Source organism: Herbaspirillum sp. 3R11, from assembly GCF_004563925.1.
Classification (GTDB): domain Bacteria; phylum Pseudomonadota; class Gammaproteobacteria; order Burkholderiales; family Burkholderiaceae_D; genus Herbaspirillum.
Map to the genome: position 1 here is coordinate 241,096 of NZ_SPNJ01000005.1, position 25,276 is coordinate 266,371.

Consider the following 25,276-nt stretch of genomic DNA (forward strand, 5'->3'; position numbering starts at 1 on the left):
GTTCCTAGCCTACCGTTTGTAAAACGTGATCCGCGACGCTTGTTCATCCGTCTGCTTTTGATCAAGTCGTGTTTCGCGCAATTGCGCCGTTTGTTTTGCCCGCGTCGCCAGTGTGTCATAAGACATTCGTTTGCGCTCGCATGCCTGCCATGCCGCCCGTGCTTCCGCCACACGTTGCTGGGCATTTTTCACCACATTTTGCTGCCCGGTGATGGCGCTGTCGATTTTTTCAATGAACAACTGAAAATTTCGATAGCTCATCGCCGTCAAACCGGAGGACAGGCTTTCCTGAAAACGCAAAGCGTAGTCGTCACGGTATTGTTCCAGAATGACAAGTTTCTGCTGCGCCTCTTCGCTCGTGCGAACAGACCGGCCCAAGCGTTTGGTCGCTTCGTCGGTCTCTTTGGTCGCCAATTCGATCAGCGTTTCGAGTGCAGTGGTCGTAGCCATGGTAGCTTTGATTATATTTTCGGGGCGAAGTGCTCAATCACTGGAATAGAGCGGTAAGTTGCCCCAAGCTCTCGGAAACACCTGCGCGTTCGGGGATGCCCTGCTGCAAGAACGCCTCGATACGCGGCATCAACTGGATCGCCTGATCCAGTACCGGGTCGGATCCGGCCGAATACGCCCCCACGCTGATCAGGTCGCGATTGCGTTGATAACGGGAGTACAACTGCTTCAGCCGGCGCGTGTCGCGTTGATGTTCCGCGGAGGTAATGCTGTGCATGGCGCGGCTGATCGATTGTTCGATATCGATCGCCGGATAGTGCCCGGCCTCGGCCAGCACCCGGTTGAGCACGATGTGGCCGTCGAGAATCGCACGCGCCGCATCGGCGATCGGGTCCTGTTGATCGTCGCCTTCGGTCAGTACGGTGTAGAACGCCGTGATCGAGCCGCCGCCGACGTCGCCGTTACCGGCGCGTTCGACCAGCGCCGGCAGTTTGGCGAAGACGGAAGGCGGATAACCCTTGGTGGCCGGCGGTTCGCCGATGGCCAGGGCGATTTCACGTTGCGCCATGGCGTAACGCGTGAGCGAATCCATGATCAGTAGCACGTTCTTGCCCTGGTCGCGGAAGTATTCGGCGATCGCAGTCGCATAGGCGGCGCCTTGCAGGCGCATCAGCGGCGGTGTGTCGGCAGGTGCCGCAACCACCACCGAACGGACCATGCCTTCGTCGCCGAGGATGTGCTCGATGAATTCTTTCACTTCGCGGCCGCGTTCGCCGATCAGACCGACCACAATGACGTCGGCGCTGGTGTAGCGCGCCATCATGCCGAGCAACACGCTCTTGCCGACGCCGGAGCCCGCAAACAGGCCCATGCGCTGGCCGCGCCCGACGGTCAGCATGCTGTTGATGGCGCGTACGCCGACGTCGAGGATATCTTCGATGGGCGCGCGTCCCAGCGGATTGGCTGCGCGCACGCTGAGCGGCGCGGAATTTTCGGTGTGGAGCGGGCCGAGATTGTCGAGCGGGCGGCCGGCGCCGTCGAGCACGCGTCCCAGCAATTCATCGCCGACCGGCAGGCGACGTGTGTGTTCATCAGTGCGGCGGATATAGGCAATCGGCCCCGTGCGCGGCGGCGGTTTGACCGGTTCAACGGGATAGACGCGGGTGCCCGGGACGATGCCTTCAACGTCGCTCTGTGGCATCAAAAACAGGCGTTCGTCCTGGAAACCAACGACTTCTGCTTCGATCAGGGTGCCATTCGGCAAAGGCACCGTACATGGGCTACCGACCGGCAATTTCAGGCCGACCGCTTCCATGACAAGCCCGGCGACGCGCGTAATGCGTCCCGAAAGCTGGGTCGGTTCAGTCATCGCCACCAGGCCGCTGCAATTGTGCAGATAGGCCTGCCAGCGGCTGAAATGTGAGGGCATCGGTGAGTTCATCGTTGCACCTTGTAGGCGGGGCGTAAAACGGAGGGCAGGGAAGGCGGGAAGCGCATGGCGCTACTCCAGCCAGTCCAGTTGTTTGCTGAGCGATTCGGTGATGCGACGCCAGCGGGTTTGCATGGTGGCGTCAACTTGATTGGTGCCGGTTTCCATGCGGCAGCCGCCGCGTTGCAGTTCGGGATCTTCGACCAGGCGCCAGCCGTTCTGGGTGAGCTCTTCACCGAGATGTTCGCGCACCAGCACGGCGTCGTCTGGTTGCAGATAGAGCAGGGCGGGCAATTGCAAACTGGGCAAGGAATGGATCGCCGCGCTGATGGTCGGCAGAATCAGTTCCGGCTTGACGCTGAGCGCGGTCTTGATCATTGCCTTGCTGATGTCGAGACCCAGATTGAGCAATTCCGGCGCCATGGTTTCGCTGGTCTGCGAGACTTCAGTGCCGAAGGACACGGCGATCTGGCGCAGATGCTGGATGGTTTCGTTGATTTCCGTCTGGCCCAGCTGCAAGCCGGCCATGTAGCCTTCCGAGCGGCCGGCCTGAAGGCCTTGCTGCTGGCCTTCGGCGTAGCCTTCCTGGCGTGCCTGCTCGCGGATGGCCTCGATTTCTTCGAGGGTCAGCGTCGGCGGCGGCGGGATTTCTTCCACAAACTGTTCTTCGGGCGCAGGAATTTCTTCGCGCGGCTCATCGAAGGACGCCATTTCCCAACGCTGATAAGGCGTCATCTGTTCTTTGGGAATGATGTTGTTTCTTGAAGCCATTTCAGATCCGGTAAGACTGAGCCATGAATGCGATCGGCGTCATGCGGCCGCTGAGGCTGCATGCACCGGTCGCAGCGGCGTTAGACGAATGCATCTTCGCCCTTCGCGCCAAGCACGATCTGGCCTTCGTCGGCCAGGCGGCGGACGATTTGCAGGATGGCCTTTTGTTGCGCGTCGACTTCCGACAGCCGCACAGGTCCCTTGGATTCCAGGTCTTCCCGCATCATTTCCGCAGCACGTTGCGACATGTTGCCGAAAATCTTGTCGCGCAGCGCCTGCGAGGCGCCCTTGAGTGCGACGATGAGTGATTCCGATTGCACTTCGCGCAGCAGCAGTTGGATACCGCGGCCGTCGATTTCGTTGATGTTCTCGAACACGAACATTTCGTCCATGATCTTTTGCGCCATGTCTTCGTCGTAGGCGCGCAGGTTGCTCATCACCGATGTTTCGCTCTCGCCCGACATGAAGTTGAGGATTTCCGCAGCAGTGCGGATACCACCCATTTGTTGCTTCTTCAGGCTTTCGTTGCCGGTCAGCAGCTTGGTCAGCACGTCGTTCAGTTCGCGCAATGCCGTCGGCTGCACGCCATCCAGGGTTGCGATACGCAAAATGACATCGTTGCGCAGGCGCTCGGTGAAATTGTTGAGAATATCGCAAGCGTGGTCGCGTTCGAGGTGAACCAGGATCGTTGCAATAATCTGAGGGTGTTCATTGCGAATAAGTTCAGCGACCGATTGCGCATCCATCCATTTGAGGCTTTCGATACCACTGGCATCGCGACCGCCCAGGATGCGGTTGAGCAGGGACGTGGCCTTGTCGTCGCCCAGCGCCTTGGTCAACACGCTGCGGATGTATTCGTCCGAATCGAGGCCGATCGACGAAGCCTGGCCGGTCTCCGCCAGGAAATCATCGAGCACGCCGTTGATTTCCTCGAAACTGATGTTTTTCAAGGTGGTCATGGCCGCGCCCAGCTTCTGGACTTCCTTGGGGCCGAGGTATTTCATGACCTCGGCGGCCTCATCCTCACCCAGCGCCAGCATCAGGATGGCACCTTTTTGAATGCCTTCGTTACTCATTATTCACCCACGACTTGATGATGCTGGCAACAAGCTTCGGATCGGACTTGGCCAGTTGTTTGACGGATTCGAGGTTCTTCTTGTACTCGGAGCGAGCGTCGGCCTCTGCGGCTTCGGGCGACAACTCGACGATGGCGTCCGGATTGTCCGGATCGTACATCGCTGCTGCTGCGGCGGCTTCTGCCTTGGCTTCGGCTTCTGCACGTTCCTTGGCTTCGCGTTCTTCGCGGCCCGACAGCTTCCAGATGATGGGGCGCAACACACCGAAGTAGAGGTACAGCAACACCGCCGCCAGCAGGACGTATTTGCCGATTTCCTTGGCCAGCTGAATCATGTCCGGCTGTTTCCACAATGGCAATTCCGGTTCCATTTCGCTGCTGAACTGGGTGTTGACCACATTCAGCGAGTCGCCGCGATCCTTGTTGAAGCCCATCGCTTCCTTGACCAGGTCCGAGATCTGATTGCGCTCGGCTTCAGTCAGTGGCTTCATCACGACCTTGCCGGTCTGGTCCATGGTGCGCTTGTAATTGACCACCACTGCGACCGTCAGGCGTTTGACGCCGCCCATCGGTTGCTGGACGTAACGTACGGTCTTGTCGACTTCGTAATTGATCGTTGCGTCTTTATGCGAGGTGCCGGAGCTGGTTGCCGGTGTGGCAGCAGCGGCGCCAGCAGCACCAGGCGCACCCGCAGCCACTGGAGGATTGACGATCGGTGCGGTGGCTGGAGCAGGCGGCTGGTTGGTCAGTGCACCTGGAATGCCGGAAGTGCTCGAATTGCCGTTTTGCGATTCGCTGCTTTGTTTGCTGCGAACGGCGGCAGTATCGGCAGTCTGGTTCGGCTTGTAGGTTTCTGCAGCTTGTTCGCTGCGCGAGAAATCGACGTCGGCGGTCGCTTCGGCGCGGACGTTGCCGGTACCGACGATAGGCGCAATGATCGATTCGACGCGCTTGATGATGTCTTGCTGCAGATCCTGAACGTACTTGAGCTGGGTCGGATCGAGGCCGTTGGCGGGCTGCTTGGTAGTGTCCGACAGGAGATTGCCGTTCTGGTCGACGATCGTGACACTTTTGGGCGACAGTTCAGGAACGCTGCTGGCGACCAGGTGGACGATGGCGCTGACTTGCTGCGCATCCAGTCCGCGGCCCGGGTACAGGCTCAGGATGACGGATGCGGTCGGCTTTTGCTGATCGCGCACGAATACCGAAGCCTTGGGCAAGGCCAGGTGGATACGGGCCGCCTGCACTGCCGACAACGATTGGATGGAGCGGGCCAGTTCGCCTTCAAGGGCGCGCTGGAAGTTGACTTGTTCGAGGAACTGGGACACGCCCAGTTTCTGGTTTTCCATCAGCTCGAAACCGACGTTGCCGCCCTTGGGCAGGCCTTGCGACGCCAGTTTCAGGCGTGCGTCGTGCACCATGGTTTCAGGTACCAGAATGGCGCTGCCGCCTTCGGAATACTTGTACGGCACGTTCATCTGCTGCAGCGAGGCAACGATGGCGCCGCCGTCGCGGTCGGAGAAGTTGGAGAACAGGACACGGTATTCGGTCTTCTGGCTCCACATCCAGATGCCGATCATCAAGGCGATGACCGCTGCTGCTGCGACCATCAGCAGGACGCGACGACCTTGGGGCGACTGCGCATAGCGGACGACGCCGTTGCGTGACGACTCCTGGGACGAATGCTCTCCCGAAGTTGCGCCTTCCGTGGCTGAGGCGTTGCTGTCGTTGGTCAGCGTGCCATCGGCTGCTACCGCCATGATTTCCCCTTGCATGTGCTGCCGAGCTTGTGGCTATGTATGATTTGCTTCACTGCTTCCCTACCCATATAGGTTTTTTGCTTAGTGTGGATTGTCCTGCCAGAGCGAAAATTTGATCTCTGGAACAGAATGGCTATTTCCCCGCTTATTGTTGCGAAATGCAGGGGATGGCATGCTAATCTGCCGTTGTAGAAGCGGGAATTGTGATTGCGACAGGTAGTCGCAAATGCTTGATTGAATTCGAAGAGGTGCAAAAGTGGCAACAAGTATGATCGATACGAGCAGGATTGAAGCGATGGTATCCCAGCTGAAGGCGGCCGCTGCGCGCGCTCAAGGAAACGTTGCTCCAGTGGAAAGCATCACCGGCGGTGAAAAACCGGCCACCCGGGTCGATTTTGCCAGCGTTCTGAAAAATTCGCTGGATGAAGTGAATGCCTCGCAAGAAAAATCCAAGAAAATGTCCGAAGCATTTGCCATGGGTGACGACAACATCAATTTGTCGGACGTGATGATTGCCATGCAGAAATCGAGCATCTCATTCCAGACCAGTATCCAGGTGCGCAATAAGCTGGTTTCGGCCTATCGCGATATCATGACGATGCAAGTGTGACCCTCACTTTCGCACGATCTGGCTGCGCGTCACCGGGTCGTAACAAAAAAGAGCTGCCAAGGCAGCTCTTTTTCATTGTGCAATGCTTATTGCATTGTTCATTTTCATGGCTTACATCATGCCGGATGCCTTGGCGTTCTGTTCGCGTTCCAGCTTGGTGATGAAACGCTGGACTGCCGCCAGAACGGCGCGGGGCAGGTCGACGAATTCACAGCCGAAACGATTGACGGTCTTGCCGGAAGTCAGCTTGGCTTCCTTGCAATCGCGCACCACCAGTTTTACGGTCACGATAGTGTTGTCGGTCATCTCGAGCGATACATCTTCGTAAATACGACCGACGGTGCTGTCCAGAATCTTCTTTTCATCAGTCAGGCCGACGCCGCCGGCACTGATATTGTTAAGCAGGGTGACAATGGTGGTGAACGAACCGTCATCCTGCGTCACGCGGAAGGTGCAGCGCAAAGGCTTGGCGATCGGCGTGGGAATGCGGAAGTATTCACGGCGCTGCAGGCGCACCAGACTTTCAGGAATGTCGATCTTGAGCGCAGGGCGCGACTGAAACTCGCAATGTTTCGCCTTGTCGACATTGAACGTGATGCGAATATTGTTGTACAGCGCCTCAAAGCCGATGCGATTACTTTGCAAAATGCTGAGATTGAGCGAAGCGCTTGGCGCAGCATCAATGACGACGCTGTTCTCATCTTCATCGATATCCAGGATGGACGTAATAATAGACTCTGAGCCACCCTTGATGAGCAGGCTCAGCAGCTGATTGCGTTCCATCATGCTATTCAGCAGGGACACGATTTCCCGGCGCGAATGTACGCGGTACGGGCTGTCGTCTTTAATCTCGTCGGTATTTGCCATCTGTGCGTCTATGCGTCTCAAATCAAAGGATAAAAGGGTAGACTTATATCCCAAAAGGGCAGTATTTAATCTAACCCCTAATCATACATCACTGCGGTCCAATTGCATATTTTCAATGCGATACAACCAGGCCAAAAGTTCCGCCACCGCACGATACAGTGCGGGAGGAATTTGTTGATCGAGGTCAACCTGCATCAGCAGCGAGACGAGTTCCTTTGATTCATGCACAAATACGCCGCTTTCCCTGGCGCGCGCGATGATGGCTTCGGCGACCAGGCCGCTGCCTTTGGCAACGACTTTAGGGGCTGCCTGGTTGGTGTTGTATGCCAGGGCAACGGCATTTTGATAGGGCAGCTTAGGTTTGTTCATCCCGCTTCACAATCAATGAGTCGAGGGAGGAGCCGGCTGCTTCCATGGAGTCGGACAGCATGCTGCCGTTGGCGCGCAGAGCAGCCGCGGTGACGTCGTTATCGGTGCGAACCTGCATGTGGATCTGCTGGCCAATCAAGCGTATCGAGGCCGATACCGACCCCAGATGTTCAAAGTTGAAACGCACCACGCTGTGCCAGGATGGTGCGTGCTCGTCTTCCTGGGTGTTTTGTTGCTGCTGGTCGGGGCTGTCCCGGTTGATTTCCCATTCCATCTGCTGGCCTGGCCAGACTTCGCCGTGCCAGACAATGCGTTGCTGCTCCAGCGCATTGAGCTGCAGGTTGATCAGCTGACCCATTTGCGTATTGGCGGGATCGGTGGTGTTGAGCAGGCTGGAGGCGCCTGCTTGGACCTGTTGGCCCAGTTGCGCCTGCGGCTCTTTGAGCAGTTCTGCGGCGGGACGTTTGCCGTCGGCCCATTCGGCCACGTGGGATTCGTAAAAAGCGCCGCTGTAGGCTACGGAGTCGCGCAGGGCGCCGGCCAGTTGCGGGGTATTGTTCGGATTGGCGACCAGCGGACTGCCGGGCTTGATGGCGCTCGGCAGATCGCTTTCTTCAGAGGCATGGAGCAGGGCATCGACCAGTTTGCCGGCGCTGCTGAGTGAGGTTTTTGTGCTTTCGGGCGCGAGCTGCTGGTTCGGCGCCGCATTCTTGGCGTCACCCTCTTCGAGCTGAGTGTCGCGTGTGACGACGTTGGTAAAGCCTTGTTGAGCCGCCTTGAGCGACTTCATGTCCTTTTCCATCGCCCGGCCGGCAGTGCTCAGCGAGACGTCGGCACTTTCACCTTCGTCATCTTCGCCGCGGCGGCTTTCCGTGAGCAGGAAAGTGGGGCGCGGGTCCTTGCCGACCATGGTCAGCTGAAGGGTGTCGCCGGTGCGCGTCGAGGTCGGCAAGACCATGCGGGCTGCCGTATTGGCAATGCGTACGAGATAAGTGCCGTCGTTGTAGGTCGAGAGAACCTTGCCCTGCAATTGCTGGCCGTTGGCGATTTGCGCGAGGCGGCTGAAGGCTTCCTGTTTGGCGTCGGCGACGGAGACTATCGCCGTTGGCGCATCGACGGCGGCTACGGGCTGGACGGTCATGGAGATGTCGGCCCGGGGGATCATTGCTAGCCTCGTTGATTCATGCCGTAGGTGTTGGCCAGTTTGCGTTCAGTGCTGGTGCTCTGGATCAGGGAGGAGAGTTTCTGCAGACCAGGCTCGGTGAGTTTGCGAATGTCGCGATCGTCTTCCAGAATTTTCTTCAGGATCTCGATTTTGCGGTCACGCCGGTCGTTACTCAGGACGACTTCCAATTCATTGCGCTTGAGGAAGTCGACGACATGGGCGCAATCGGCTTCCAGCTTGGTCAGCAAGGTCCAGTCTTCTTTGCGCGCTGCGGCCAGCATCTGGTCGGTCAGGTCGGCAATCGACTCGTAAAGGGAGATGACTTCTGCACCGTCCATGGTGTTTTGCTTTCGGGTGACTGTGAGTGAAGAAAAGCGTCGCTTGCCGTGATCAGGCCGCAGCCTGGGAGCTATCGGTCGCGCTTGGAGTGATCTGTTCCCATGCCTCACGCAGCCCGTCGAGCAAGTCATGCACTTCGCCCAGGGTTTCCTGCGAATTTTCGATATTTGCCGACAGCAGGCGACGTCCCATGTACTCGTACAGCGCATCGAGGTTCATGGCGATCTCGCCGCCGACGTTCTTGTTCAGGCTGGCGCGCAACCCGCTTTCGATGATCAGGATGGCCTTGGTGATCGATTCGCCCTTGTTCTTGATGTCGCCGGCTTTCATGTACTTCTGACCCATCGCGATCGCAACCAAGGCACCGTCGAACAGCATGGTGATCAGCTTGTGCGGACTTGCTGCGATGACACCGGTTTCGACACCGATATTCGCATAGGCATTTGCGCCTCGTTGCATGGTTCCGAACATTATCCTCTCCTGTGTTCGCTTAACGATCAGCTGCTGGCTTTTGGCAGATTCGCCAATTGCTGCGTCAGATAGCTTTGGGTGGCGTTCATGCTGGCCAACGTCAAGTTCAGTGCATTGAACTGATTGGTGTATTGATCCTGCATACTGGTCAAGCGGGTGTTGATGACAGTCTGGCGATCCGTGTTGATCTTCAGGCTGGCCTGCAATCCCTTGGTCTTGGTATCAATAATACCGCCATCGGCGAGGAAGCCGTCGACCAATTTTTGTACGTTGGTCAAAATACCATTGGTTCCGGTCGTCGTGCCATCGGCGTTGGTAGTCGCGGTCGACGTGAACAAATTGGCAATGCCGGCGAAATTCTTGGTAGTTGCCGTGGACAATTTTGTAGCGTCCAGTGCCAGCGTGCCGTCTTTCTGGAAGCCGATGCCGATGTCCGTCAGCGAGCTGATCCCGCTGCCGCCAGGAACGTTGCCCAGCAGTGCACTGCGCAATTGGGTCAGGATGCTTTGCACTGATGATTCGCTTGCCAGCGGCGAAGAGGTGCCGGCTTGGCCGAGCGTGGTCGCCGGCGTCTGTTGGGTGAGGGAGGTGATGGCCTTCGCAAGCGCGTTGTACGCAGAGACGAAAGTGGTCGCAGTGGACGTCACGCCGGTCGTGTCGTTGGAAATGGTCAGCGAGAAATTGTCCGCCGCTGTGGTGACCTTGGTCAGATTCAGCGTCACACCCGAAATGGCGTCCTTGACCGTATTCGACGGGCTGGTGACGGTGGTGCCGTCAATGCTCAGTTTCGCGTCTTGCGCAGCTTGCAATTGTCCCATCGTGCTGCCGGACAGATTGGCGAAGTCGCCAGTGCCCGTCAACGATACCGGGCTGGTCGCGCCGGTGCCGGATGGCGTCAGGACCAGGTGGTCTTGCGTGCCGTCATTGGTGATGCTGGCAGTCACGCCGGCATTGGCGGTGTTGATCGCGTCGCGCACGTCCTGCAGGGTCTTGCCCGCGCCGGACAGGGCGACATTGGTAGTCGTATTGCCGACTTTCAGTGTCAATGCGCCTGTGCCGGCATCATAAGTCTGGCCAGTGGTAACGCCCGGCGAGGAATACTTGCCGCTCGGGTCAAAGGTCAGCGCGGCATAGCTGCCGGTGCCGGTGACACGAATCGAATTGGCGGAGCCGCTGTCCTTGGCCGTAAGCACCAGGTGAGCGGCGGTGCCGTCGCTGACGATGGTTGCGCTCACGCCAGCATCGCTCGCATTGATCGCGTCGCGTACGCCGGCCAGCGTGTTGGTCGCCGGCTTGATGATGGCGGTCGAGCCGGTGCCGGTCTTGATCGCCAGAATGCCGCTGTCGAACGAGTAGCCCGCAGCAAAACCGGTGGATGTGATTTTTTGCGCCTGCGCCAATTGCGACACCGACACGGAATAAGTGCCGGAAGCTGCCGCAGTTGCATCACGTGGTGCCTGGGTTTGCGTCACGGTACTCGGATTCGAGCTCGAGGGATCATAAGCCAGCGCAGCCAGGCTGTTGTTTGCCTGCACCTTGATGGTGTTGGCGGTGCCGGCAGTGTTCGATTCCATGACCAGGTGATCGCCCGTGCCGTCGGTCACGATGCTGGCGGTGACGCCGGCCTTGGAGGCATTGATCGCATCACGAACGCCGGCCAGGGTGGCATTGGCCTGCAAGGTAACGAAGGTCGGAGGATTGGTGCCGATCTTGATCGCTACTGAATCGCCGGCAGTGAACTGTTGTGAGCTCGGGTAACCTGCAGACTGAATCTTTTGCGCCAATACCTTGGTGGAGTCGTCGGTGTTCACGTCGGCCGTGAACGGATCGGTCGTCAGCGTCGTGCCGGTGCCACTATTGGCTACGCTGGCCTTCTGCGCAGCAAAACTTGCAGCAGTCAGGCCCTTCAGGGCGCTTTGGTATGTGGAAACCGCATTTTTCAGATTGCCGTAGGCGGAAATCAGGCTGTTGTAGCTGCTGGCTTGCGAGGTAAGCGGATCGAGAACCTTGGCCTCAGCACCCATCAGTTTGGAAACGAGGGTCGCTACGTCGAGAGGACCTGCCGAGGTTGAAATTGTCCCGGTAGAGGTGGCCATGCTATCTCCTGAAATCTATGCGCTGTGCGCAAAATGCGATGCTGAAATCAGACAAGAGTGATAAAGCTGGCTGGCTTCACATCAAACGAGTGTCAACTCTTGATGGAGTTCTGATGACATGCAACAGAAAAATAAAAATCTGTTATGAACTACTGGGGCGAAATATAGCATGCGCAAATGTTGCTATTGCGCATGAATATTAAAAATGCTCCAACAGTTCGTAGCAGACTTACGCCTTGTGATTGATCAACAAACCTTGCATCTTATCAATCGACTTTGCGATAGCGACTGCTTCTTCGGTTGGAATCTGGCGGATGACTACGTCAGTTGCTGTATCGACAACTTTCACAATCGTCTTACCGGTTTCTTTATCGCGCGAAAAGTTGAGGTCCGATGCGTTCTTGCTTGCAAAGTCATTCAATTTATCAACGGCGTCGGCCACATCGCTTTCGGTGGAACGCTGTGCTTGCGGGGTTGCCACAGGCGCAACTGTCGATACCACTGGATCTGGTTTTGTATTGGACGGCTGCACCGGCGTGTACGAACCGGAGTCACCTGCAGCAGTGATATTAAGCGGGGAAATCGACATGTTTTTACTCCTTCATCAAGGCATATGCGGAGAATACTTACATATTCTCCGCATATTATCCTACATGGCTCTTAAGACTACTTCAACAGAGACAGGACGCTTTGCGGTGCGGAGTTCGCTTGCGAGAGCATCGCCGTACCTGCTTGTTGCAGAATTTGCGCACGTGTGAGGTTTGCAGTTTCTGCCGCGTAGTCGGTATCCATGATACGGCTGCGCGAAGCGGTGATGTTTTCGCTCGAAATCTGCAAGTTGCTGATAACGGCGCTGAAGCGGTTTTGGACCGCACCGAACTCTGCACGCTTGGACGAGATCAGGTTGATCGCGTTGTCCAGGTTCTTGATCGCTTTTTGCGCATCGCTTTGTGCCGATGGATCGGCGATTGCCTTGTCCAGGGACAGCTTGGCGGTGTCGATAGCGCTTTGCAGAGTCACAGCCGAAGCTGCCAGTGCTGTGGATGTCATTGTCGAACCTGTTGCGAACAGGTTGTCCAGAGCAGCCTTGGCCGAAGTGTAAGTCACTTGAGCAGCGTCAACCGAAGTTGTCGTACCCAGACCGATCAGACCCTTGGCGCTGGTACCGATAACTGTCGAGATGGTCTTGTCGTTGGACAAGTCGGACAGCGAGATGCTGATTTGGTCGTTCAGTTTGTTGTCGGTAACGTTGGCGCCGACTTGGAAAGTCAGTGTCAGGGAAGCCGACACGTTGGCGTTGTCGGAACCTGTACCAGCGCTGGCGCCGGAACCGATACCTGTGAACAGGTTTTGGCCGTTGAAGTTGGTGCCGTTCAGAACACGGAACGTTTCATCCGACAGTTGCTTGTATTCGTCGTTCAGAGTCTTGCGATCCTGAGCGCTGTTCGAACCGTTGGAAGCTTGAACCGCCAGTTCGCGCATACGTTGCAGGTTGTCGGTAACTGTGCTCAGTGCGCCTTCAGCGGTTTGAGCCAGGGAGATACCGTCGTTGGCGTTACGTTGCGCAACTGCCAGGCCTTTGACCTGAGCATTCATGCGGTCGGCAATTGCCAAGCCTGCAGCGTCGTCCTTTGCGCTGTTGACGCGCAGACCGGAAGACAAACGTTGAATCGAAGTATTCAACGACGATTGCGACATGTTGAGGTTGCGTTGCGTGTTAAGCGACGCAATATTGGTATTAATGACTGATGCCATGTTAATTCTCCTAAGATTTGAGGCCGATAAATCCGAGTTTCAGTGCTTAACTTTGGTTTTTACCTAAAGCCTCAGGCGTTCAAACCGCTGTTGTTAGCTATATCGGACGGTATCGGAAAAAGTTTAATGTTTATCGCAAAAAATTTTTTCCAATGCTGTCCGACCTAAAACCGCGTGCTTCTATACGTCAAGCAAATCTTATTTCGACGCTATTTAAGAAAACTTTAGTGGGTATTGCCGGAAAAGTTCCAATTTTGATGCGCAGGCCGGTGGCGGGGGATTGCTGCGGGGAGCTTTTTAAGGCTTGCTGCATCGAATGGATGCAGCAAGCCTTTGATTAGACAGCTGTTTTCTTCTTTGCTTGTGCCAGGATTGCCAGCTCCGAAGCTACTTTTCTGATAACGGTCGGCCAGTCATTGCGGGTTTGTTGCCGGAACAGGCGCATGCTCGGATACCAGGGCGAGTCCTCCCGGTCATTGAGCCAGCGCCAATCCGGCGTGTGGGCCAGCAACGTCCAGGTCGGCCGGCCGAGTGCGCCGGCCAGATGGACCACCGAGGTGTCGACGCTGATAATCAGGTCCAGATTGGCCATCGCTGCGGCCGTATCGGCAAAATCGTTAAAGGCGTCGCCTATATTGTATACAGGCAGTCCTTTGGGAAGTTTTTCCAGTTCGGGCGTGGCAAGCCCTTTCTGGATGGAAAAGAACTGGACGCCGGGTGTATTAAATAGCGGGGCGAAGGTTTCCAGCGGAATCGAACGTTTCCGATCATTGCCGTGCTCTGGATTGCCGGCCCAGACGAAGCCGACGCGCAAATCGTCAGTGTTGCCGGCGAGCATGTCCATCTTGTCTTTCCAAGTCTTGATGTCCTGCGGATCGGCGGACAAATAGAATGGATAGGACGGGATGTCTTCGACGTGATCAGTACCGAGGGCATGCGGCAGGCTCATCAGCACGTAAGCGCAGTCGCATTTGGGCAGCGGATCGTTCTCGCGCACCAGCGTCACCTGATCGGACACGCTGCGGAACAGGCGGGCGAGCGGATCCTTGACGTGCAGCGCCACCCGGGCGCCTTGTTCCAGCAGCTTATGGACGTAGCGAACGAACTGGATGCTGTCACCGAAGCCTTGCTCGTGCATCAGCAGGATGTACTTGCCCTTGAGTGATGATTTGCCGTCCCATTTCGGGATCAGTCCGAAAAGCTTGTGGATCAATTTATATACGTAGCGACGTTCTTTGACTTCCAAGCGGCTCTCGTGATTGGCCCAGCCCTCCTTGAGGTCGCCGGCCAACAATTGCCCAAGAGCAAGATTATGTTGCGCGGTCAGGTAGTTGGGCTTGAGCGCAAGAGCATCCTTGAAATATTGCAGCGAAGACACCGTCTCGCCGTAGTCGTACATGGTCGCGCCGACGTTGTTGAGCGTTATCGGATGTTTGGGATCGACCTCAAGCGCCTTATGGAACAGCGCCATGGCCTCTTCGTAGCGATCCTGATGAGTGAACAGGCTCGATGCGAGTTTGGTGTAGCTGTTCGGATCCTTGGGCGCGAGCTCAAGGACGCGCCGATAGTGCTCGTTAGCCTTGTCGTAGTCTTTTTGCTTGATGTACGTGTCGGCTATCTTGTTTTGCGCGTAGATGTCCGTCGGGTCCAGCAGCAGCGAGGTCTTGTGGCATTCCAGGGCATCCTTGAGCATGTCCATTTCCTGGAAGGCGATGCCCAGATTGGTGTGCGCCGGAGCGAAATTGATTTGCAGTTGCAAGGACTTGAACAGGACGCCGACGGCCTCCTTGTATTGCTTTGCATCGATCAGGGCCTTGCCCAAGTGGGACAGCGGGCCTGGGGCATCGGGATTGCGTTTGACGGCGTCCTCGAAGTAGGCGATCGAGGCGTCAGGATCGTTCTTTTCGTGCAGGGCGTTGGCCAGGCCGATACGTGCATCTTTGTTCTCGCTGTTGAGCTTGATGGCTTCTTCGTACAGCGCGATGGAATCATCGATCCTGTCCTGGTTAAGGACGGAGGTAGCCAGGTTGGCAACGTATTCGGAATTTTTCGGGTCTGCCGCCACGGCTTTGCGCAGGGCGGCCTCTGCCGTGACATAGTCATTTTTATGCATGGCGATCAAGCCCCAGGCATGATTGGCATAGACAAGATTCGGCGCGCGCTTGAGCACTTGGGCACACAGTACTTTTGCCTCGTCGACCTTGTGATCGTCCAGCAAGCTCAGACATTCTCTTACGGCCAGGAGATCTTTGACATTGGGTTGAGCGCTCTTGTTGGCGGGCTTGTTGCTGCTACGCGTTGACATTGTGATTCCTTGCCGGATTAAGTAGTTGTGCTGCTTTGCGAGCGGAAGAGTGTCCTGCCGTGCTTTATCCGGTCGCAATAAGCTATGCATATCATATGATGCAATTCCGGTTTCGATCTTGCAAACAGACGTAAAAAAAGCCCGCGATTTAGCGGGCTTTATCTGAGTGCGGCTTGCGACTTGATCAGTTCCAGCTGCGCAGCAGGCCCACGGCCAGGCCTTCCAAGGCGAAATTTTCTTCTTCGGAAGAGACCTTGATCACCTTGAAGTCGGGGTTTTCCGGCAGTAATTCAATCAGTGAGCCGGTCTTGCGATAGCGCTTGACGGTGACGTCGTCACCGATGCGCGCCACCACGATCTGGCCGTTGCGCGCCTGATCGGCCTTCTTTACCGCCAGCAGATCGCCGTCCAGGATGCCGGCGTCGCGCATCGACATGCCGCGCACCTTCAGCAGATAGTCCGGCTTGGCCGAAAACAGCGCCGGGTCGACGTTGTAATTGCTCTCAATATGTTCCTGCGCCAGGATCGGTGAGCCGGCGGCGACGCGGCCGACCAGCGGCAGCGATAACTGCATCAGCGCAGGGTGCGGCAACGCCATCTGGCGACCCGGATTGACGGTCGATCCGTCGCGCAGGCGAATGCCGCGCGAAGTGCCCGGCGAAATCTCAATGGCGCCTTTGCGCGCCAGCGCTTGCAAATGCTCTTCAGCGGCGTTGGCGGAGCGGAAGCCGAGCTCATTGGCGATTTCTGCTCGCGTCGGCGGAAAGCCGGTGTTTTCGATGGCGTCTTTGATCAGATTCAGGATCTGTTCCTGGCGAGCGGTCAGTTTGAGCATGTCGACTTTCGGGGAAGTTATGCTGGTTGCATAAACAGTCTGTATTTTTATACAGTTATAAAGCAGTGTCAATCTGCAATATTGAAATCATGTCATCGACGGTTTTTTGATTTGTGGGCGAGGTTCCACGGCAAATGCCTGAAAGCATTGAGGTTTTTGGCATTCTGGTATATGATTGCGGGCTTTCCTCTTCCCACACTCGTCTTGACGCCGAGGTGGGCGATTTGTTAATCAGTCCATAAAGGAGTCTACATGCGTCATTATGAAATCGTATTTATCGTCCATCCGGACCAAAGCGAGCAAGTTCCAGCGATGATCGAGCGTTACAAAGGCATCGTTACTGCACGCGGCGGCAAGATTCACCGTGTCGAAGATTGGGGCCGTCGTCAATTGGCGTACCAAATCCAAAAACTGGCAAAAGCGCACTATGTTTGCCTGAATATCGAAGTTGACGGCGAAACTCTGGCCGAAATCGAAACCGGCTTCAAGTTCAACGATGCAGTGTTGCGTCACCTGACAGTCAAGATGAAGAAGGCCGAAACAGGTCCTTCGCCAATCCTGAAGGCTGTCCAGAAGGAAGACGCAGTAAAGAGCAATCGCGCAGAAGCACCAGCCGCTTAATTGTTGACATTGCGATAGAAAAGCATCAGGGAGCGTGAATCACTTTCAGTTTGTTGCCACCATCGCCGAGCGTGACGTCATACGTTACACCCCGGCAGGCATCCCGGTAGTGACTGCGAAGTTGCAGCACCAATCGGAGCAGACGGAAGCAGGCATCAAGAGGTTGGTCGAGTTTGAAATCACTGCATTCGCTGCAGGCGAAATTTCAGGTCGGCTTAACCGGGCCGGTCTCGGCGAGATGCTCAAGTTCACAGGTTTCATGGCGCGCAGGAATCGCAACAGCAAAAGCATCGTGTTTCACATCGTTGATTTTGAATCTGTAGTTTAGAACCACTCAATTTTAGATATCAGGAGCCGCAAAATGGCATTCGGTAAAAAGTTCGATAAAAGCAAGTTGAAGCAAAAACGCCAACAGCAAAACCCGCTGTTCAAGCGTAAAAAATTCTGCCGTTTCACAGCAGCAGGTGTTGAGCAAGTCGATTACAAAGACGTCGACACCCTGAAGGATTTCGTGCAAGAAAACGGCAAGATCATGCCAGCACGTCTGACCGGCACCAAGGCACACTATCAGCGTCAAGTTGACACAGCGATCAAGCGCGCACGCTACCTCGCGTTGCTGCCATACACAGATCTGCACAACGCGTAATTGACGACGAGATATAGGAGAAAAACATGCAAGTCATTCTGTTGGAAAAAGTCGTTAATCTCGGTGGTCTGGGCGAAGTCGTCCGTGTCAAGGACGGTTACGCACGTAACTTCCTGATCCCGCAACGCATGGCGCGCCGCGCCACAACAGCCGCTATCGCCGAATTCGAAGCGAAGCGCGCCGAGTTGGAAAAAGCCGCCGCTGAAAAGCTGGCAGCAGCACAAGCCCAAGGCGAAAAGCTGGCCGGCCTGACAGTCAAGATCACCCAGAAGTCCGGCGTTGACGGTCGTCTGTTCGGTTCCGTGACCAACTTTGACATCGCTGACGCGCTGACAAAGCAAGGTTTCCCGGTCGAAAAGGCGCAAGTTCGTCTGCCGCAAGGTCCTCTGAAGATCGTTGGCGATCACGCTGTGTCGGTTGCTCTGCACACCGACGTCGTGGTTGACGTGACTGTTGCTGTTGCGGGCGACCACGCGTAATTCATTACGCCAAGTCGTTCCATCTGTTTTGATAAAGAAGCCGGGTTCGCCTGGCTTTTTTATTTTGCCGGTCTCGTACATCATGCCGGGACCGGCGCAAGTCTGACCGTAGTTTGTAAAACCGCCGGCTAATCTGCCTCCGCACCTGTAGCGACTACTCTTAGCAGGTATAATGCGCGCCATGAACGCATCTCCCGATCCGCAACTAGAATCCCTGCGCGTCCCGCCGCACTCCATCGAAGCCGAACAATCCGTCCTTGGCGGTTTGATGCTCGACAACGCCGCGTGGGATCGTATTGCCGACTTCGTCAGCGCAGAAGATTTCTATCGCTACGATCACCGCATCATCTTCCAGCACATCGTCAAGCTGATCAACGAAAGCAAGCCGGCCGACGTGATCACCGTCTACGAGGCAATGTCCACCAGCGGCAAGGCCGAAGAAGTGGGCGGCCTGAGCTATCTCAACGCGCTGGCGCAAAACACGCCGTCGGCGGCGAATATCCGTCGCTATGCAGAGATCGTGCGAGACCGCGGCATCTTGCGCAAGCTGATCACGGTGTCGGATGAGATTTCAGGCGACGCTTTCCACCCTCAAGGCAAAAACGTCAAGCAGATGCTCGACGAAGCGGAATCCAAGATTTTCGCGATCGCGGAAGAGGGCTCGCGCGGCTCGCAGGGCTTCCTGTCGATTCAGCCGCTGCTGACCCAGGTGGTCGAGCGCATCGACGAACTGTACAACCGCGACAGCACCAGCGACATCACCGGCGTGCCGACCGGCTTCATCGATCTCGACAAGATGACTTCCGGCTTGCAGCCGGGCGATCTGATCATCGTCGCCGGTCGTCCTTCGATGGGTAAAACCGCGTTTTCCATCAACATCGGTGAAAACGTTGCCATCGACAGCGGCCTGCCGGTTGCCGTGTTCTCGATGGAAATGGGCGGCGCCCAGCTGGCCATGCGTATGCTGGGCTCGGTCGGCCGTCTCGACCAGCATCGCCTGCGCACCGGCCGCCTGATTGACGAAGACTGGCCGCGTCTGACGCATGCGATTCAGAAGATGAACGACGCGCAGTTCTACATCGATGAAACACCGGCGTTGAGCCCGATCGAATTGCGTGCGCGCTCGCGTCGCTTGGCGCGTCAATGCGGCAAGCTCGGTCTGATCATCATCGACTACCTGCAACTGATGTCAGGCAACGGCGGCAGCAACAGCGGTGAAAACCGCGCCTCTGAAATTTCCGAAATTTCACGGAGCCTCAAGGGGCTGGCCAAAGAACTCAATTGTCCGGTAATTGCCTTGTCGCAGTTGAACCGTGCGCTGGAGCAACGTCCCAACAAACGTCCCGTCATGTCCGACTTGCGCGAATCCGGCGCTATCGAGCAGGATGCCGATGTGATCTTGTTCATTTATCGCGACGAAGTTTACAATCCCGATTCACCCGATAAAGGCACCGCTGAAATCATCATCGGCAAACAGCGTAACGGTCCGATCGGCAGTATCCGCCTTGCCTTCCTGGGGCAATTTACCAAGTATGACAACTACGTCGGCAGTCTGGCGTCGCCTTATGGCGGCGACTGACGCGACGCAGTTCATCGCTCAGCCCCGGGCTGCGCGGACAATGAAGGCCGCTTTTCAGGCGGCTCATGTTGTGTAAGTGAAGTACTAATTATTCATAAGAGAGTGGAACATGTTTGGACGCCTGATGCCCACCGAGGGCAAGTTTTTTGATCTGTTCAACCAGCACGCGGAGCTGGGTGTGAAATGCGCCAAGGAAATGGTCGCATTGATGACCAATTTCGACGACCTGGAAATTCGCGTGCATGCGATCGAGACCCTGGAAAAGCAGGCGGACAAAGTCACTCACAACACGATCGAGCTGCTGCACAAGACCTTCATCACGCCGCTCGACCGTGACGACATCCATCAACTGATCACCCGCATGGACGACATCCTCGACCTGCTGGAAGATGGCGCGCAGACCATTTCGCTGTATGACATCAAGGCCATCACACCGGAAGCCAAGCGCCTCGCGGAGCTGTGCCTGGCCTGTGCCGAAAAGGTGAAGGCGGCGGTCGGCCTGCTGCACAACATGGACAACTCGCGCCAGATCCTCGCCATCTGCGAAGAGATCGACCGCTTCGAATCGGATGCCGACCATGTCATGCGCGCCGCCATGTCCAAGCTGTTCCGCGATGAGCCGGACGTGCGCAATCTGATCAAGCTCAAAGCCATCTACGAAATCCTGGAAACCGTTACCGATCGCTGCGAAGACGTCGCCAACATCATCGAAGGCATCATCGTCGAAAATGCCTGACCTTTGCCATTGACTGCGCCGGCGCTCGACACTGGCGCCGTCACAGTGCGATGTTGCCGCTGCTTCTCAAGATAACGGTTTATCCATGCATACAGTTCAAATTAGTTTTCACATTCTTGCCTTGCTGATCGTCCTGGCGCTGCTGTTCGATTTCATGAACGGTTTCCATGACGCGGCAAATGCCATTGCGACGGTGGTTTCCACCGGCGTATTGCGTCCGCAGACAGCGGTGGCGATGGCGGCATTCTTCAATCTGGCCGCGGTGTTCGTCTTTCACCAGTTGCATGTCGCGGCTTCGGTGGGCAAGGGCACGATTGATCCGGCCGTGGTGGACCACGTGGTGGTGTTCGGCGCACTGATCGGCGCGATTTTCTGGAATCTGGTGACCTGGTACTACGGCATTCCATCGTCGTCGTCGCATGCTCTGATCGGCGGCCTGGTCGGCGCTGCAGTAGCCAAGGCCGGCACCGGTTCGCTGGTGGCTTCCGGCCTGATCAAGATCGTCATCTTCATCGTGTTGTCGCCATTGCTGGGCTTCATCCTGGGTTCCATCATGATGCTGCTGGTGTCATGGATCTTCGTGCGCTCGACGCCGCGCAAGGTCGACGGCTGGTTCCGCCGCGCGCAGTTGGTGTCGGCATCGATGTACAGTCTCGGCCATGGCGGCAATGATGCGCAAAAGACCATCGGCATCATCTGGATGCTGTTGATTGCGTCGGGCAACTCCGGTGCCGACAATCCGCCGATGTGGGTCATCATCAGCTGCTATTGCGCGATCAGCCTGGGCACCTTGTTCGGCGGCTGGCGCATCGTCAAGACCATGGGCCAGAGGATCACCAAGCTCAAACCGGTCGGCGGCTTCTGCGCTGAAACCGGTGGCGCCATTACGCTGTTCATCGCCACCGCGATGGGCGTGCCGGTCTCGACCACGCACACCATCACCGGCGCGATCGTCGGTGTCGGCGCTTCGCACAAGATGTCGGCGGTGCGCTGGGGCGTGGCGGGAAATATTGTGTGGGCCTGGATTTTCACGATTCCGGCATCGGCCTTCGTCGCGGCGATCGCCTGGTGGATCGGCATGCATATCCTGTAAGCGGACGGTTTTCACAGTCCCTACGGATAATAAAAAAGCCACCTTGCGGTGGCTTTTTTATTTGCTGCATGCTGCTGTTTCTTCCTTCGATACTGCCTTACAGAACGTCGCTGGCGTGATCCGCCAGACGCGAACGCTCGCCGCGCGCCAGCGTGACGTGGCCGCTGTGCGACCAGCCCTTGAAGCGATCGACCACATAGGTCAGGCCGCTCGATCCTTCCGTCAGGTAAGGCGTGTCGATCTGCGCGATGTTACCGAGGCAGACGATCTTGGTGCCCGGACCTGCACGGGTGACCAAGGTCTTCACCTGTTTCGGCGTCAGGTTCTGCGCTTCATCGATGATCAGGAATTTGTTGACGAAGGTGCGACCGCGCATGAAGTTCAGCGACTTGATCTTGATACGCGAGCGGATCAGGTCTTGCGTTGCCGCGCGACCCCATTCGCCGGCATCGCCGTCGGACTTGTTCAACACTTCCAGGTTATCGTCGAAGGCGCCCATCCACGGACCCATCTTTTCTTCCTCGGTGCCCGGCAGGAAACCGATATCTTCGCCCACCGGCACGGTGACGCGGGTGACGATGATTTCGTTGTAGTTCTTGGTTTCCAGCACTTGCGCCAGACCGGCCGCCAGCGCGAGCAGGGTCTTGCCGGTGCCGGCCTGGCCAAGCAGCGTGACGAAGTCGCACTCCGGATTCATCAGCAGGTTCAGGGCGAAGTTCTGCTCACGATTGCGCGCCGTGATGCCCCACACGCTGTTTTTGGTATGGCCGTAGTCGCGCAAGGTCTGCAGGACTGCTGTCTTGCCGTTGATTTGCGTGACCTGGCCGTAGAAAGCCGGTTCGCCATTCTTCGGCTCGATGAAGACGAACTGGTTCATCAACATCGATGGCACGTGCGGACCGGTCACACGATAATAGGTGTAGCTGGTACCGTGCTTGTTTTCCTGCCATGACTCCATGCCCTTGCCGTGCTTGTTCCAGAAGTCGTCCGGCAGTTGCTGGATGCCCGAATACAGCAGGTCGGTATCTTCCAGCACATGGTCGTTGAAATAATCTTCCGCCGGCAAACCGATGGCGCGCGCCTTGATGCGCATGTTGATGTCTTTCGACACCAGCACGACCGGGCGGTCCGGATATTGCTGATCGAGTGCGCGCACCACGCCGAGAATCTGGTTGTCGGCTTTGCCTTCCGGCAGGCCATCGGGCAGCTTGGCGTTTTGCAGCTTGGTCTGGAAGAACAGGCGGCCCTTGGCGTCCTTGTTGCCCAGCTTGGACAGCGGGATGCCGAGGTCGATGGCGTCTTCGGCAATGTCGCTGACCAGCGCGTCGAGCGAACGCGAAATCTGGCGTGCATTGCGGGCGACTTCCGACATGCCCTTCTTGTGGTTGTCGAGCTCTTCCAGCGTGATCATCGGCAGATAGATGTCGTGTTCCTCGAAACGGAACAGCGAGGTCGGATCATGCATCAGCACGTTGGTGTCGAGTACGAACAGCTTTGACACACCGAGCTTGTCGGCGATACGGCTGGTGGTCGACTTGGCGCGCGATTCCAGCACTTTGGGTGTGGCCACACGCGGTTTTTCGGCCGGGCTCTTGCCGGTGATCTTGGCTTGCGGCTGCAGTGGCTGCTGCGCCTTGGCGACCGGAGCAGCGATAGATGCAACCGGGGCAATCGGTGCAGCAGGTTCTACCAATGCGATATGGGGTTTGACGGTTTTACCGCGTTCGGCCTTCGGATAATCTTTGGGCGCCAATAAGGCAGCTGGTTTACTCGGCAGTTTGGGCAGGGGCATCAGAACCTCGGTAGTGAAGGGAAGAAAAATGCCGCTTTGTCAGAGCGTACAGGTACTGCTGGAGGAGCAACAACGAACGACTGCCGCTAATAAAACCCTTCTTGGTACAGGCATGCGCCGCCGGCGGACGCAGGAAAAGAGGAAGGAGGGCTTGATTAGTGGAAGAGGTGAAGGCGGCGGACAAGGCAACACCACTCGTACCGTCGGTACAGGCGTAGCGTGTTGCCGGGGCTTTATCCGCAGCGCAAATTCGCAAAGTAAAAAAGCCGTTTTGGCAGGTTCGGGACCTGATCCAAAAACGGCTTCCAAAAAACGGTTTTCTGTTTGAATTCAAAGGCTTATCTAAATTAACCGCAACTTTCGGCTCGCGGCTGCAACATGACTCTTGAGATCGATCCTGCTGCCGCTCCGGGGAAACGCGTGTCGTCGTGGGACTAACGTTTCTTAAGCAATTGTCTTCACAAAACTGAGCACCTCGTCGACATGCGATGGCACTTTTACTCCACGCCATTCTTTCACCAATGTGCCCGATCCGTCAATCACAAACGTACTGCGTTCGACGCCGCGGACTTTCTTGCCGTACATGTTCTTCATTTTCATGACGTCGAACATGATGCACAGCGTTTCGTCAGGATCGGAAATCAGTTCAAATGGCATGTCCAGCTTGGCCTTGAAACCCTCATGTGACTTCAGGCTGTCGCGGCTGATGCCGAAAATTTCGGTATTGTGCTTCTGGAATTCCGGATAGCTCTCGCGGAACTGGATGCCCTCCGTGGTACAGCCCGGCGTATTGTCTTTTGGATAAAAGTACAGCACCAGTTTCTTGCCTTTGTAATCCGACAGCGAGAAGGTTTTGCCGCTGGTCATCGCAGCGGAAAATTCCGGCACGGTCTTGTTCAGTATGGATGGTGTGTCGTCAGTCAAAATGGCGTCCCGAGGTAAGTGTTGGTGTTGTGTCGTCGAGAATCGTGCGATGTCGCGTGTCTGTCTTGCGCATGTCGCTTATGCGGCCTGCAGAATCATGTCGCCGGAACGTCCCGGCAACTCGCCCCATGCGATAGGCAGAATCGGCAGGACATCGTCTTTCACGGTCTGGTAGTACTCGCCCATCGACGCCAGATCGTAGCCTTGGGCGCGCCAGCCGAGCAGCAATTGCTCGAAGATGGGGGCAAGTTTCTGCCCTTCAAGCTCGGCATGCAAGGTAAAGACATGGTCGCGGCGTTGTTCGGTCAGTCGCAACAGCATAGCGGCGACATTTGACGTATCGATGACAACGCCGTTGATGGTGCGGCCGAGCAGTTCGTCGAGCGTCGGCAACGTGGTCGGCAATTGCACGCACGACAAAGTCTTGCCCCCGGACGCGAGGCGATGCGGACCGGCGTCGAGATCCTGCAGCGAACCGTCTTCGTTGAGCACCGCGCGGCCATCGGAGGAATAGGCGATGCCGAATTCATCGAGCTGGGCAAAGGCATACTCATTCATCTGCCAGCCGGCGGCGCCGTGCGTCACGGGCGTGTGACCGAAGATGTCGTGGAAGCGCGCATACGAACGCTGCATGGTCTCGCGCGTCCAGGCTGCATCACGCGTGCGGACGTGGTCTTGCCAGACGCGGTGGTCCCAGGTGTGGATGCCGCATTCGAAACCGGCGTCGCGCACCGCGCGCATGTAGTTTGCACAGGTCTTGCCGATGTCCGGCGCCGGCAGCAGCGTGCCGTACATCAGCGTCTTGATGCCGTAATGTTCGACGACCGAGGTGCGCGACACCTTGCTGAAGAAGCCGGGGCGGAACACTTGCTTGAGCGCCCAGCCGGTATGGTCAGGACCAAGTGAAAACAGGAAGGTCGCATTGGCGTTGTGGCGCAGCAGTTGCCGGACCAGATTGGGAACGCCTTCGCGGGTGCCGCGATAGGTGTCGGCGTCGATTTTGAGAGTGATCTGGGGCAAGGTTGCTTGCTTTCTTGAGGTAGTGCGGCAACGCTGGCGGCGATGCTGTTGCGCTGACAACAACGTGCGCTGATGCGGTTGCCTGATGA

The 25,276-nt window shown here is 56.8% G+C and carries 27 protein-coding genes; 9 read left to right on the forward strand and 18 right to left on the reverse strand.

Going from position 1 to position 25,276, the window contains the following annotated elements; genetic code table 11:
• Window positions 1-9 precede the first annotated feature (9 nt).
• The 5 genes from fliJ to fliF all read right to left on the reverse strand — a co-directional run bounded on the left by fliJ (window position 10) and on the right by fliF (window position 5,485).
• Window positions 10-450 carry a flagellar export protein FliJ gene (gene fliJ, locus E4P32_RS21180; RefSeq protein ID WP_116435548.1) on the reverse strand — a complete coding sequence of 147 codons (441 nt, stop codon included), beginning with the start codon at window positions 448-450 and terminating at the stop codon, window positions 10-12.
• 37 nt (window positions 451-487) lie between these two features.
• Complete coding sequence (fliI, locus tag E4P32_RS21185; RefSeq protein ID WP_116435549.1) at window positions 488-1,891, reverse strand: flagellar protein export ATPase FliI; 1,404 nt, start codon at window positions 1,889-1,891, stop codon at window positions 488-490.
• 60 nt (window positions 1,892-1,951) lie between these two features.
• Window positions 1,952-2,650 (reverse strand): flagellar assembly protein FliH, encoded by a 699-nt coding sequence (gene fliH, locus E4P32_RS21190; RefSeq protein WP_116435550.1) that lies wholly within the window; start codon window positions 2,648-2,650, stop codon window positions 1,952-1,954.
• Window positions 2,651-2,730: 80 nt separating this feature from the next.
• Window positions 2,731-3,726: a flagellar motor switch protein FliG gene (gene fliG / locus E4P32_RS21195; protein ID WP_116435551.1), complete on the reverse strand. Its 996-nt coding sequence runs from the start codon at window positions 3,724-3,726 to the stop codon at window positions 2,731-2,733.
• Window positions 3,719-5,485 (reverse strand): flagellar basal-body MS-ring/collar protein FliF, encoded by a 1,767-nt coding sequence (gene fliF, locus E4P32_RS21200; RefSeq protein WP_116435552.1) that lies wholly within the window; start codon window positions 5,483-5,485, stop codon window positions 3,719-3,721. The genes fliG and fliF overlap by 8 nt, the downstream gene beginning before the upstream one ends.
• A 268-nt stretch (window positions 5,486-5,753) precedes the next feature.
• Between fliF and fliE the strand changes: the two genes are divergently transcribed.
• Complete coding sequence (gene fliE / locus E4P32_RS21205; RefSeq protein ID WP_116435553.1) at window positions 5,754-6,095, forward strand: flagellar hook-basal body complex protein FliE; 342 nt, start codon at window positions 5,754-5,756, stop codon at window positions 6,093-6,095.
• A gap of 111 nt (window positions 6,096-6,206) precedes the next feature.
• On the opposite strand, the gene E4P32_RS21210 is transcribed toward fliE, so the two are convergent.
• From E4P32_RS21210 to lexA, 10 genes are all read right to left on the reverse strand, one after another.
• Window positions 6,207-6,962, reverse strand: a complete 756-nt coding sequence (locus tag E4P32_RS21210) for a flagellar brake protein (RefSeq protein ID WP_116435554.1) — start codon at window positions 6,960-6,962, stop codon at window positions 6,207-6,209.
• Window positions 6,963-7,043: 81 nt separating this feature from the next.
• On the reverse strand, window positions 7,044-7,331 hold the full coding sequence (locus E4P32_RS21215; protein ID WP_116435555.1) for an EscU/YscU/HrcU family type III secretion system export apparatus switch protein: 288 nt from the start codon (window positions 7,329-7,331) through the stop codon (window positions 7,044-7,046).
• The gene (locus E4P32_RS21220) at window positions 7,318-8,496 is read right to left on the reverse strand and encodes a flagellar hook-length control protein FliK (RefSeq protein WP_116435556.1); all 1,179 of its coding nucleotides are present in this window, start codon (window positions 8,494-8,496) and stop codon (window positions 7,318-7,320) included. The genes E4P32_RS21215 and E4P32_RS21220 overlap by 14 nt, the downstream gene beginning before the upstream one ends.
• Window positions 8,497-8,498: 2 nt before the next feature.
• Window positions 8,499-8,834 carry a flagellar protein FliT gene (locus E4P32_RS21225; protein WP_116435557.1) on the reverse strand — a complete coding sequence of 112 codons (336 nt, stop codon included), beginning with the start codon at window positions 8,832-8,834 and terminating at the stop codon, window positions 8,499-8,501.
• 52 nt (window positions 8,835-8,886) lie between these two features.
• Window positions 8,887-9,306, reverse strand: coding sequence for a flagellar export chaperone FliS (gene fliS / locus E4P32_RS21230; protein WP_116435558.1), 420 nt, complete (start codon window positions 9,304-9,306; stop codon window positions 8,887-8,889).
• A gap of 26 nt (window positions 9,307-9,332) precedes the next feature.
• Window positions 9,333-11,402, reverse strand: coding sequence for a flagellar filament capping protein FliD (fliD, locus tag E4P32_RS21235; protein ID WP_116435559.1), 2,070 nt, complete (start codon window positions 11,400-11,402; stop codon window positions 9,333-9,335).
• Between the two features lie 229 nt (window positions 11,403-11,631).
• Window positions 11,632-11,991, reverse strand: a complete 360-nt coding sequence (locus tag E4P32_RS21240; RefSeq protein ID WP_116435560.1) for a flagellar protein FlaG — start codon at window positions 11,989-11,991, stop codon at window positions 11,632-11,634.
• 77 nt (window positions 11,992-12,068) lie between these two features.
• The gene (locus E4P32_RS21245) at window positions 12,069-13,157 is read right to left on the reverse strand and encodes a flagellin (RefSeq protein ID WP_116435561.1); all 1,089 of its coding nucleotides are present in this window, start codon (window positions 13,155-13,157) and stop codon (window positions 12,069-12,071) included.
• A 337-nt stretch (window positions 13,158-13,494) separates the two neighbouring features.
• The gene (locus E4P32_RS21250; RefSeq protein ID WP_116435562.1) at window positions 13,495-15,462 is read right to left on the reverse strand and encodes a tetratricopeptide repeat protein; all 1,968 of its coding nucleotides are present in this window, start codon (window positions 15,460-15,462) and stop codon (window positions 13,495-13,497) included.
• Window positions 15,463-15,646: 184 nt separating this feature from the next.
• Window positions 15,647-16,297, reverse strand: coding sequence for a transcriptional repressor LexA (gene lexA / locus E4P32_RS21255; RefSeq protein ID WP_116435563.1), 651 nt, complete (start codon window positions 16,295-16,297; stop codon window positions 15,647-15,649).
• A gap of 252 nt (window positions 16,298-16,549) precedes the next feature.
• On the opposite strand from lexA, the gene rpsF reads away from it, so the two are divergent.
• The 7 genes from rpsF (at window position 16,550) to E4P32_RS21290 (ending at window position 21,451) form a co-directional block, all read left to right on the forward strand.
• The gene (rpsF, locus tag E4P32_RS21260) at window positions 16,550-16,918 is read left to right on the forward strand and encodes a 30S ribosomal protein S6 (protein WP_016833918.1); all 369 of its coding nucleotides are present in this window, start codon (window positions 16,550-16,552) and stop codon (window positions 16,916-16,918) included.
• 34 nt (window positions 16,919-16,952) lie between these two features.
• Complete coding sequence (gene priB, locus E4P32_RS21265; protein WP_116435564.1) at window positions 16,953-17,246, forward strand: primosomal replication protein N; 294 nt, start codon at window positions 16,953-16,955, stop codon at window positions 17,244-17,246.
• 33 nt (window positions 17,247-17,279) lie between these two features.
• On the forward strand, window positions 17,280-17,564 hold the full coding sequence (gene rpsR / locus E4P32_RS21270) for a 30S ribosomal protein S18 (RefSeq protein ID WP_007882558.1): 285 nt from the start codon (window positions 17,280-17,282) through the stop codon (window positions 17,562-17,564).
• 26 nt (window positions 17,565-17,590) lie between these two features.
• Window positions 17,591-18,043, forward strand: a complete 453-nt coding sequence (gene rplI, locus E4P32_RS21275) for a 50S ribosomal protein L9 (protein WP_116435565.1) — start codon at window positions 17,591-17,593, stop codon at window positions 18,041-18,043.
• A gap of 172 nt (window positions 18,044-18,215) precedes the next feature.
• On the forward strand, window positions 18,216-19,622 hold the full coding sequence (locus E4P32_RS21280; RefSeq protein WP_116435566.1) for a replicative DNA helicase: 1,407 nt from the start codon (window positions 18,216-18,218) through the stop codon (window positions 19,620-19,622).
• A 109-nt stretch (window positions 19,623-19,731) separates the two neighbouring features.
• Complete coding sequence (locus E4P32_RS21285) at window positions 19,732-20,358, forward strand: DUF47 domain-containing protein (RefSeq protein ID WP_016833914.1); 627 nt, start codon at window positions 19,732-19,734, stop codon at window positions 20,356-20,358.
• An 85-nt stretch (window positions 20,359-20,443) separates the two neighbouring features.
• Window positions 20,444-21,451, forward strand: coding sequence for an inorganic phosphate transporter (locus E4P32_RS21290; protein ID WP_116435567.1), 1,008 nt, complete (start codon window positions 20,444-20,446; stop codon window positions 21,449-21,451).
• A 97-nt stretch (window positions 21,452-21,548) separates the two neighbouring features.
• Here the strand turns inward: E4P32_RS21290 and E4P32_RS21295 are convergent, their stop codons facing one another.
• Window positions 21,549-23,243 carry a PhoH family protein gene (locus tag E4P32_RS21295; protein ID WP_116435568.1) on the reverse strand — a complete coding sequence of 565 codons (1,695 nt, stop codon included), beginning with the start codon at window positions 23,241-23,243 and terminating at the stop codon, window positions 21,549-21,551.
• Window positions 23,244-23,256: 13 nt separating this feature from the next.
• On the opposite strand from E4P32_RS21295, the gene E4P32_RS24180 reads away from it, so the two are divergent.
• Complete coding sequence (locus E4P32_RS24180; protein ID WP_135026688.1) at window positions 23,257-23,571, forward strand: hypothetical protein; 315 nt, start codon at window positions 23,257-23,259, stop codon at window positions 23,569-23,571.
• 116 nt (window positions 23,572-23,687) lie between these two features.
• Here E4P32_RS24180 and E4P32_RS21300 read toward each other — a convergent pair whose 3' ends face one another.
• On the reverse strand, window positions 23,688-24,167 hold the full coding sequence (locus E4P32_RS21300) for a peroxiredoxin (protein WP_255419432.1): 480 nt from the start codon (window positions 24,165-24,167) through the stop codon (window positions 23,688-23,690).
• A 78-nt stretch (window positions 24,168-24,245) separates the two neighbouring features.
• Window positions 24,246-25,187 (reverse strand): polysaccharide deacetylase family protein, encoded by a 942-nt coding sequence (locus E4P32_RS21305; protein WP_116435570.1) that lies wholly within the window; start codon window positions 25,185-25,187, stop codon window positions 24,246-24,248.
• Window positions 25,188-25,276 lie beyond the last annotated feature (89 nt).

Coding starts and splice junctions, on each gene's coding strand:
- fliE (WP_116435553.1), top strand. CDS start 5,754: ATGATCGATACGAGCAGGATTGAAGCGATGGTATCCCAGCTGAAGGCG.
- E4P32_RS21290 (WP_116435567.1), top strand. CDS start 20,444: ATGCATACAGTTCAAATTAGTTTTCACATTCTTGCCTTGCTGATCGTC.
- E4P32_RS21245 (WP_116435561.1), bottom strand. CDS start 13,157: ATGGCATCAGTCATTAATACCAATATTGCGTCGCTTAACACGCAACGC.
- rpsR (WP_007882558.1), top strand. CDS start 17,280: ATGGCATTCGGTAAAAAGTTCGATAAAAGCAAGTTGAAGCAAAAACGC.
- E4P32_RS21220 (WP_116435556.1), bottom strand. CDS start 8,496: ATGATCCCCCGGGCCGACATCTCCATGACCGTCCAGCCCGTAGCCGCC.
- E4P32_RS21250 (WP_116435562.1), bottom strand. CDS start 15,462: ATGTCAACGCGTAGCAGCAACAAGCCCGCCAACAAGAGCGCTCAACCC.
- E4P32_RS21280 (WP_116435566.1), top strand. CDS start 18,216: ATGCGCGCCATGAACGCATCTCCCGATCCGCAACTAGAATCCCTGCGC.
- fliJ (WP_116435548.1), bottom strand. CDS start 450: ATGGCTACGACCACTGCACTCGAAACGCTGATCGAATTGGCGACCAAA.
- fliG (WP_116435551.1), bottom strand. CDS start 3,726: ATGAGTAACGAAGGCATTCAAAAAGGTGCCATCCTGATGCTGGCGCTG.
- E4P32_RS21225 (WP_116435557.1), bottom strand. CDS start 8,834: ATGGACGGTGCAGAAGTCATCTCCCTTTACGAGTCGATTGCCGACCTG.
- rpsF (WP_016833918.1), top strand. CDS start 16,550: ATGCGTCATTATGAAATCGTATTTATCGTCCATCCGGACCAAAGCGAG.
- E4P32_RS21285 (WP_016833914.1), top strand. CDS start 19,732: ATGTTTGGACGCCTGATGCCCACCGAGGGCAAGTTTTTTGATCTGTTC.
- E4P32_RS21215 (WP_116435555.1), bottom strand. CDS start 7,331: ATGAACAAACCTAAGCTGCCCTATCAAAATGCCGTTGCCCTGGCATAC.
- fliS (WP_116435558.1), bottom strand. CDS start 9,306: ATGTTCGGAACCATGCAACGAGGCGCAAATGCCTATGCGAATATCGGT.
- lexA (WP_116435563.1), bottom strand. CDS start 16,297: ATGCTCAAACTGACCGCTCGCCAGGAACAGATCCTGAATCTGATCAAA.
- E4P32_RS21210 (WP_116435554.1), bottom strand. CDS start 6,962: ATGGCAAATACCGACGAGATTAAAGACGACAGCCCGTACCGCGTACAT.
- fliD (WP_116435559.1), bottom strand. CDS start 11,402: ATGGCCACCTCTACCGGGACAATTTCAACCTCGGCAGGTCCTCTCGAC.
- E4P32_RS21240 (WP_116435560.1), bottom strand. CDS start 11,991: ATGTCGATTTCCCCGCTTAATATCACTGCTGCAGGTGACTCCGGTTCG.
- rplI (WP_116435565.1), top strand. CDS start 17,591: ATGCAAGTCATTCTGTTGGAAAAAGTCGTTAATCTCGGTGGTCTGGGC.
- fliF (WP_116435552.1), bottom strand. CDS start 5,485: ATGGCGGTAGCAGCCGATGGCACGCTGACCAACGACAGCAACGCCTCA.
- fliH (WP_116435550.1), bottom strand. CDS start 2,650: ATGGCTTCAAGAAACAACATCATTCCCAAAGAACAGATGACGCCTTAT.
- fliI (WP_116435549.1), bottom strand. CDS start 1,891: ATGAACTCACCGATGCCCTCACATTTCAGCCGCTGGCAGGCCTATCTG.
- E4P32_RS21295 (WP_116435568.1), bottom strand. CDS start 23,243: ATGCCCCTGCCCAAACTGCCGAGTAAACCAGCTGCCTTATTGGCGCCC.